Raw genomic sequence first — 8,207 nt, 5'->3', positions numbered from 1 at the left:
GCGCTACCGGGCCGTCCTCAGCGACCGCGTGTTCCTCGGAGTGGCGGTGATCGGGGGCATGACCTTCGCCGGCCTGTTCACCTACCTCTCCAGCTCCTCGTTCCTGTTCCAGGGCCTCTACGGATTCGACGCGCAGCAGTACGGGCTGCTCTTCGCCGTGAACTCGCTCGGCGTCGTCCTCGGCGTGCAGGCGTCCTCCTACCTCAGCCGGAGGATCGGGCCGCAGTGGATCCTCGCGAGCACGACGCTGACGCTGTTCACCTCCGCCGGCCTGATCGCCCTCTTCGACGTGCTCGGGCTGGGGCTCTGGGGCACGCTCGTCCCGCTGTGGTTCTTCATCGCGTCGTGCGGCTTCAGCTTCCCGTGCGTGCAGGTCCTCGGCCTGGTCAACCACGGCCGGGAGGCGGGGACGGCCGCGTCGCTGCTCGGAGCGGTGAACTTCGGCACCGCCGGACTGCTGTCGCCGATCTCGGGGGTCTTCGGCGCCGGCTCGGCCGTGCCGATGGCCGTGGTGATGATGGCGACGGCGACCGTGTCGATCCTGGCGCTCTGGCTGATCGTCCGGCCGAGGAGCGTCCCGGCGCTGCAGGACTGAGCGCTCGGCTCCGGGTCCCGGCGGTCCGGCACGCTCCGCTCCTGCGGCTCCTCCCGGGCGCTCCGGCCCTCGCTGGATCCGCTCCCGAGCGCCGCTGCTACAGTCCCCTCCCATGTCCTCCCGCGACTCCTCCGCCCTGCTCGCCGAGCTCTCCGACCCCGACCGCGACGTCCGCCTCCGCGCGGCGATGACCCTGGGCGAGCTCGCCGAGCCCGCCACCGCCGAGCCCCTCGCCGCGCACCTGTGGGAGGAGCCGGACTTCTTCGTCCGCGACGTGCTCACCTGGTCGCTCGGCCGCCTCGGCTCCGCCGCCGTCCCCGTCGCCCGCGAGGCGCTCGGCCGCGAGCCCCGGGTGCGCACGCAGGCGCTGCACGTGCTCAGCAAGATCCTCGACCCGGCGACGCTCGACGACATCGCCCCGCTGGCCGCCGACTCCGAGCCCGCCGTCGCTGCGAAGGCCCGCTTCGCGCTGGGCCGCCTCGGCGACGAGCGCGCGCTGCCGGTCCTGCTCGGCCTGCTCGGCGACGACGACGCGGAGGCGCAGAACGTGCTCACCGACGTCCTCGCCTCCTTCGGCGCCGCGGCCGTCCCCGGTCTGGACCAGGCCCTCCGCGAGGGGTCCGCGCCGGTCCGGCGTCACGCCGCCGCCGCGCTCGGCTACCTGGGCGACGACGCGCGTCCTGCCGTCGACGCGCTGGACGGGGCCGCCGGCAGCGACGACTCCGCGCTCGCGGTCTCGGCCGTGATGGCGCTCGGCTCGATCACCGGTCCCGACGCGGCCGCCGCCCTCGAGCGGGCCTCCGCCTCGGACGACTCCCGCGTGAGCGCCGTCGCCGCGCGGCTCCTCGCGCGCTCCTCCGAGCCGACCCGGCTCGACGCCCTCCGCGCCGCCCGCCTGGCCCGCGCGGCCGGCTGAGCCGCGCCGCGAACCCCCGCGGGGGAAGGCCGGGCATCCGCACGGCCGGTCGAACCGTGCCACGAACCCCGGCGCGCGGACGCCGCGCTTCCGAACGGTCGGCCGAGCCGCCCCGCAACCCCCAGCGGGGGAACGCCGGGTGACGGCATCATGTCCGGATGGATCACCGCGACGACCGCCTGTCGACCGAGCCCGGAATCGCGCGCCCCGACGCCGTCCAGCGTGCGCAGATGCGCGAGCAGGTGCCGTCCGACGACGTCGCCGCCCGGCTGCTGACGAAGGAGGCGGCCCACCGGGTCTCCCGCCGCTGGCCGCTGGTCTCCGCGTCGCTCGCGATCCTAATCACGGTGCTCCTCGCCGTGCTGATCGCCTTCCGCCCCACCTCGGCCTTCCGCTTCGACGTGGAGTGGATGGACGAGATCGTCGAGCACCGCTCGCCGGTCTGGGACATCCCGGCCCTCGTCATGAACACGGTCGGAGCGGGGCTCGTCGGCACGACGCTCATCCCGCTCGGCATCGTCGCCGTGCTGCTGGTGTTCCGCAGGCGGTGGGCGGCGCTCTACTACGCGATCGCCGCGCTGGTCAGCGTGGGCGCCACTCAGCTCGTCAAGGAGCTGGTGGGACGCGCCCGCCCGGCCGACATGCTCGTCACCAGCGACTACGGCTCCTTCCCGTCCGGCCACACCGCCAACGCGGCGACGACGGCGATGGTGCTGGCCCTGGTGTTCCCGCTGCTGTGGGTCTGGATCGTGGGCTTCCTGTACACCGTGGCGATGATGGCGAGCCGCACCTACCTCGGCGCCCACTGGCTGAGCGACACCGTCGGCGGCCTGCTGCTCGGGATCGGCGTGGCGCTCGTGGTCTGGGCCCCGCTCGCCGGCCGCCTGCGCACCGAGGCCGAGCTCCCGCACCCGCCGATCTGGATCCGCCGCACCACCTGACCGGCGCAGCGCTCCCCGCGAGGGCTTCGAGCCCCTGAGGGTCGACGCCCGAGGAGCGCGGAGGCTCGCCGATCAGCCGAAGGCGGCGAGGGAATCGAGCTCGTTGAAGGTGTAGACGTGCAGGCCCGCGAGGCGGTCGCCCGCCGCCGCTTCCAGGCGCGCGACGAACGCGGACGGGTCGAAGCGGCGTCCGCGGAGGAGCCCGCCGGCCACCGAGGTGCTCCGCTTCAGGAAGCCGAGCGAGGAGCCCACTCCGATCCGCGCGCCCAGCGTCAGCAGCCGCGAGCGCTCGACCGGCCCCGGCACGCCCGCCCACAGATCGGACGTGATCCCCGTCTCGCGGAGCCGATCGGCGTAGCGGACCACCGCGTCCACGTCGAAGCACATCTGCGTGACGATCGAGCGGATGAACGGAGCGCGCTCGCGCAGGTGCCGCTCGATGCTCTCGTCGGAGAGGTGCGGGTGGCCCTCGGGGTAGCCTGCGATGTCCAGGGCCAGCCCGGGTGAGATCTCGCGGGCGTCGCGGATGAGCTCGAGGCTCGTGGAGTAGGTGCCGGCCGCCGAGGACGCGTCGCCCGAGATCACGAACGCCTCGTCGATCCCCGCCTCGCCCATCCGCTCGAGGACCCGCTCGAGTGCGGCGCGGCCCTCGACGTTCCGCGCCGCCAGGTGGGGCACCACGCGGAACCCGCGCCCGGCCAGCGCGACCGCGCAGTCCACGGTCCGCTCGGTCCCGTGCTTCGGCAGGCTCGTCACGGTCAGCGTCACCGCGGAGGGGTCCGGGAACGCCCGTGCGGCGCGCTCGCCGATGTCGTCGGCCGGGATGATCTCGAAGCGAGCGCGGGTCATCGGCCCAGCCTGCCACGCGGAGACGGCGCGGCGCGGGTGGTGGCCGCAGCCGCACGAGTGTCGGAGGGGCGCCCTAGCCTGGAGCCGATCGCCGCCCGGTGATTGCGGAAGGAGTCGCGTGTACCTGGAGTCCGGCCGCGTGGTCACGAGCCCCACCGACCTGTCGAACTGGGCGGCCTGCGAGTGGGCGGTCCTCCGCCGGTTCGACGCCCTGCTCGGCCGCGCCCCGCGCCTCGAGGCCGAGAGGGACGGGATGCTCGAGCGCACCGCGGTGCTCGGCGACGAGCACGAGCACCGCTTCCTCGCCGAGCTGAAGCGCACGCACGAGGTGCTCGAGTTCGAGCGCCCCGAGCCCGCCGGCTACCCCGAGGCGGCCGAGGCGGCCGTCGAGGCGATGCGCGCCGGGGTCGGCGTGCTCTACCAGGCCACCTTCTTCGACGGCGAGTTCCTGGGCTTCTCGGACTTCCTCCTCCGCACCGCCGACGGCGCCTACGAGGTCTACGACACCAAGCTCGCCCGGCACGCGAAGATCCCGGCGCTACTGCAGCTCGCCGCCTACGCCGAGCAGATGCAGGCCCGCGGCATCCGCGTGGGGGAGCAGGTGCACCTCGTGCTCGGCGACGGCTCCGTCACCAGCCACGAGCTGGCCGTCGTCGCCCCGGTCCAGCGGGTGCAGCGCGCACGGCTCCGCGCCGTGCTCGACGAGCGCCTCGCCGCCGACGAGCCGCTGGCGTGGGGCGATCCGCGCTACCCCTCCTGCGGACGCTGCTCGGTCTGCGCGCCCGAGGTCCAGGCGCACCGCGATCCGATCCTCGTCGCCGGGATGCGGCTCGACCAGCGGGCGAAGCTCGGGGCGGCCGGCGTGCTCACGATCGACGCCCTCGCCGAGCACGACGGCCCCGTCCCCGGGCTGAGCGCGGGCACGCTCGAGGGCCTGCGCGCCCAGGCGCGGCTGCAGCTGCGGTCGGAGTCCTCGCCGGTGCCGGCCGTCGAGGTGATCGACGCCTCCGTGCTCGCCGGGCTGCCCGCGCCCGATCCGGGCGATCTCTTCTTCGACTTCGAGGGCGACCCGCTCTACACCGAGGACAACCGCGAGTGGGGCCTCGACTACCTCTTCGGCATGGTCGACGACCAGGAGCGCTTCACCGCGCTCTGGGCGCACGACCTCGCGGCCGAGCGCCGGGCGCTCCTCGACTTCCTCGCGCTCCTGCGGGCGCGCCGGGCCGAGCACCCCCGGATGCACGTCTACCACTACGCCTCCTACGAGCGCAGCCACCTGCTCTCGCTCGCGCTCCGCCACGGGGTCGGCGAGGAGGAGGTCGACGCGCTCCTGCGCGACGGCGTCCTGGTCGACCTGTACCCGGTGGTGCGGCGGGCGCTCCGCGTGGGCTCGCGCAGCTACTCGCTCAAGAAGCTGGAGCCGCTCTACATGGGCGAGGAGGAGCGCGACGCGTCCGGCGTCACGAACGCTGCCGACAGCATCGAGATGTACGTGGAGGCGCGCGCCGCACAGAGGGCCGATCCTGTCGAGGGGCAGCGCGGGCTCGACCTCGTCGCCGAGTACAACGCCTACGACTGCCGCTCCACGCTCCGCCTGCGCGACTGGCTCCTGGAGCTCGCTCCGCCGCGCGAGGAGCTGCCGCCGCTGCTCGAGGTCGAGATCCCCGTGCCCCGCGAGCCGCACCCGGTCGCGGTCGCACTGCTGGCGCAGGTCGAGGGGATCGAGCCGCGCGAGCGCACGGCCGACCAGACCGCGCTCGCCCTCGCCGGCGCGGCGATCGACTACCACCGCCGCGAGGCCAAGACCTTCTGGCAGGAGCACTTCGACCGCCTCCGGCAGCCGCTGGACGAGTGGGCGGACACCCGCGACGTCGTGATGATCGACCGGGTCGAGGTCGTCCGCGACTGGGCGAAGCTCCCGCGCGCCCGCACGCAGTCGCGCGAGCTGCGGATCCTCGGCCGGCTCGCTCCCGGCAGCCGGCTCGGCACCGGCTCGTCGCCGTACCTGGTCTACGAGGCCCCGGCGCCCCCTGGTGCACCCTCGCCCGGTCCCGGTCTGCGCGGCGCCGCCGAGCGCTCCGAGATCCTCGCGGTCGACGACGACGGGGAGCGGATCGTCCTGCTCCTCAAGGAGGGCCTGAAGGCGGGGGAGGATCCGCACGACGACGCTCCGGTCGCCCTCGCCCCCGCGCCGCCTCCGCGCGCCGCGCCCCAGCCCGAGGCGATCGCGGAGTGGGGCGGCGAGGTCCTCGACGCGCTGCCCGCGATGCTGGCCGACCCGGCGCTCGACGTCCTCCGCCGCGTGCCACCGGGAGCTGTCGCTCCGGTGCAGGGCGACGACGTGATCGGCGCGGTCGTCACCACTCTGCTCGGACTCGAGCGGGCGACCCTCGCCGTGCAGGGTCCGCCCGGCACCGGCAAGACCTACGTCGGCTCCCACGTGATCGCACGGCTGGTGAACGAGCACGGCTGGCGCATCGGCGTGGTCGGCCAGTCGCACTCGGTGGTCGAGAACGTGCTGAGCGCCGTCGTCGGCCGCGGCGTCGATCCCTCCCGCGTGGCGAAGGTGCCCAAGAACGGCACGCCGCCCGAGGCGCTCGCGGCGGCGCCCTGGGCGCCGGTGAAGAACGCGGCGGCACTCACCGCGGTCCTCGAGGAGGGCGGCGGCTGCGTCATCGGCGGCACCGCCTGGACCTTCGCGAATCCGGTCACCGTGCCGCGCCGCTCGCTCGACCTCCTGGTGGTCGACGAGGCCGGGCAGTTCTCGCTCGCCCCGACGATCGCGTCGGGCGTCTCCGCCCAGCGGCTGCTCCTGCTCGGCGATCCGCAGCAGCTGCCCCAGGTGAGCCAGGGCGCGCACCCGGAGCCGGTCGACGAGTCGGCGCTCGGCTGGCTCGCCGACGGGCACGACGTCCTCCCGCCCGAGTACGGCTACTTCCTCGCGCAGACCCACCGGATGCACCCGGCGCTCTCCGACGCCGTCTCCGAGCTGTCCTACGAGGGCGCGCTGCGGTCGCGGGCGCCGCAGGTGCGCCACCTGGAGGGGGTCGAGCCGGGCGTGCACTCCGTCCCGGTCGAGCACGCGGGCGACACCACCTCCTCGCCGGACGAGGCGAGGCGCGTCGTCGAGATCGCCCTCTCCCTCGTCGGCCGCGCCTGGACCGACGAGCACGGCGAGCGGACGCTGACCGCGGCCGACGTCATCGTCGTCGCGCCCTACAACGCCCAGGGCGGGCTCCTCCGCGCCGCCCTCGACGCCGCGGGCCTCGAGGAGACGCCGGTCGGCACGGTCGACCTCTTCCAGGGCAGGGAGGCGGTGGTCGCCATCGTGTCGCTCGCCGCGTCCTCCGGGGCCGACGTCCCGCGCGGGATGGAGTTCCTCCTCCTGCCCAACCGCCTGAACGTCGCGGTCTCGCGCGCGAAGTGGGCGGCGTACCTGGTGCACTCGCCGGCGCTCGCCGCCTCGCTCCCGACCTCGCTGACCGGCCTCGGGCACCTCTCCGGCTTCCTCCGCCTGCTCGAGCGGGGGGAGCGGGCCGCCCTGTGACGGATCCGGTGGCCGGAAGGCGCGCTCCGCTCCGATTCCGTCGGTGCTCGGCGTGGTGGACGACGCGATCCGTCGGTACGGTGTCCCCATGAGAATCCTCCTGGTCGGCGCCGGCGGCGTCGGCGACGCCTTCGCGAAGATCGCCGCGCGCCGCTCCTTCTTCGAGCAGATCATCGTCTGCGACTACGACCTCGCTCGCGCCGAGCGCACGGTCGCCTGGATCGCGGACCGGCACGGTGCCGACGACCGCTTCGTCGCCGCGCGGATCGACGCCTCCGACGCCGAGAACGTCGAGACCGTCGCCCGCGCGCACGGGGCGACCCACGTGATGAACGCCGTCGAGCCGCGCTTCGTCCCGACGATCTTCGCCGGAGCGCTCGCCGCCGAGGCCGACTACCTCGACATGGCGATGAGCCTCTCGCTCCCGCACCCCGAGCGGCCCCACGAGCTGACGGGGCTCAAGCTCGGCGACGAGCAGTTCGCCGCGGCGGAGGAGTGGTCCTCCCGCGGCCGCCTCGCCCTGGTGGGCATGGGCGTGGAGCCGGGACTCTCCGACGTCTTCGCCCGCTACGCCTCCGACCACCTCTTCGACGAGATCGACGAGCTCGGAGTGCGCGACGGCGCGAACCTCGTCGTGCACGACGCGGACGGCCGCGAGATCTTCGCTCCGTCCTTCTCCATCTGGACCACGATCGAGGAGTGCTTGAACCCACCGGTGGTGTTCGAGCGCGACCGCGGCTGGTACACCACCGCCCCCTTCTCGGAGCCGGAGGTGTTCGAGTTCCCCGAGGGCATCGGCCCGGTCGAGTGCGTGAACGTCGAGCACGAGGAGGTGCTGCTGATGCCGCGCTGGCTCGACGCGAAGAAGGTCACCTTCAAGTACGGCCTCGGCGAGCAGTTCATCGGGGTCCTGCGCACCCTCCACCTCCTCGGCCTCGACAGCACCGAGCCCTTGCGGGTCCGCTCGGCCGGCGGTCCCGTCGAGGTCTCGCCGCGCGACGTCGTCGCCGCCGCCCTGCCCGACCCCGCCGGCATCGGCCCGCGGATGACCGGCAGTACCTGCGCCGGCCTCTTCGTCTCGGGCACGAAGGACGGCGCCCACCGCGAGGTGTACCTCTACCACGTGAGCGACAACGAGTGGACGATGGCCGAGTACGGCACCCAGTGCGTGGTCTGGCAGACGGCGCTCAACCCGGTGGTCGCGCTCGAGCTCCTCGCGACCGGCGTGTGGACCGGCGCCGGAGTGCTCGGGCCGGAGGCGTTCAGCGCCGACCCGTTCCTCGAGCTGATGGCCCGCCCCGAGGCCGACGGCGGGTACGGACAGTCCTGGCACGTCCGCGAGGACTGACCGGCGCCGCC

The 8,207-nt window shown here is 74.2% G+C and carries 6 protein-coding genes; 5 read left to right on the top strand and 1 reads right to left on the bottom strand.

Translation table 11 applies throughout. The annotated features are described in order from the left end of the window. The 3 genes from C5D04_RS17190 to C5D04_RS17180 form a co-directional block, all read left to right on the top strand. The coding region (locus tag C5D04_RS17190; RefSeq protein ID WP_146087898.1) for an MFS transporter at positions 1-595 on the top strand (595 nt) is incomplete at its 5' end. A gap of 112 nt (positions 596-707) precedes the next feature. Further along, positions 708-1,511 carry a HEAT repeat domain-containing protein gene (locus C5D04_RS17185; protein ID WP_104348106.1) on the top strand — a complete coding sequence of 268 codons (804 nt, stop codon included), beginning with the start codon at positions 708-710 and terminating at the stop codon, positions 1,509-1,511. A gap of 158 nt (positions 1,512-1,669) precedes the next feature. After that, positions 1,670-2,452: a phosphatase PAP2 family protein gene (locus C5D04_RS17180; RefSeq protein ID WP_258068964.1), complete on the top strand. Its 783-nt coding sequence runs from the start codon at positions 1,670-1,672 to the stop codon at positions 2,450-2,452. Between the two features lie 72 nt (positions 2,453-2,524). Here C5D04_RS17180 and C5D04_RS17175 read toward each other — a convergent pair whose 3' ends face one another. After that, the gene (locus C5D04_RS17175) at positions 2,525-3,301 is read right to left on the bottom strand and encodes a methylenetetrahydrofolate reductase (RefSeq protein ID WP_104348105.1); all 777 of its coding nucleotides are present in this window, start codon (positions 3,299-3,301) and stop codon (positions 2,525-2,527) included. Positions 3,302-3,419: 118 nt separating this feature from the next. Here C5D04_RS17175 and C5D04_RS17170 point away from each other — a divergent pair, with 118 nt between their 5' ends. Together C5D04_RS17170 and C5D04_RS17165 are read left to right on the top strand one after the other, a co-directional pair. Then, on the top strand, positions 3,420-6,848 hold the full coding sequence (locus C5D04_RS17170; RefSeq protein ID WP_104348104.1) for a bifunctional RecB family nuclease/DEAD/DEAH box helicase: 3,429 nt from the start codon (positions 3,420-3,422) through the stop codon (positions 6,846-6,848). Between the two features lie 88 nt (positions 6,849-6,936). Further along, complete coding sequence (locus C5D04_RS17165; protein ID WP_104348107.1) at positions 6,937-8,196, top strand: saccharopine dehydrogenase family protein; 1,260 nt, start codon at positions 6,937-6,939, stop codon at positions 8,194-8,196. Positions 8,197-8,207 lie beyond the last annotated feature (11 nt).

This window comes from Rathayibacter sp. AY1D2, assembly GCF_002932695.1.
Taxonomy (GTDB): Bacteria; Actinomycetota; Actinomycetes; order Actinomycetales; family Microbacteriaceae; genus Rathayibacter.
The sequence above is the reverse complement of the archived record's forward strand: the minus strand, read 5'-3'. Positions and strand labels throughout refer to the sequence as shown.

Excerpts from the sequence above, each read along its gene's own strand:
- C5D04_RS17185 (WP_104348106.1), top strand. The coding sequence starts at position 708 with ATGTCCTCCCGCGACTCCTCCGCCCTGCTCGCCGAGCTCTCCGACCCC.
- C5D04_RS17180 (WP_258068964.1), top strand. The coding sequence starts at position 1,670 with ATGGATCACCGCGACGACCGCCTGTCGACCGAGCCCGGAATCGCGCGC.
- C5D04_RS17175 (WP_104348105.1), bottom strand. The coding sequence starts at position 3,301 with ATGACCCGCGCTCGCTTCGAGATCATCCCGGCCGACGACATCGGCGAG.
- C5D04_RS17165 (WP_104348107.1), top strand. The coding sequence starts at position 6,937 with ATGAGAATCCTCCTGGTCGGCGCCGGCGGCGTCGGCGACGCCTTCGCG.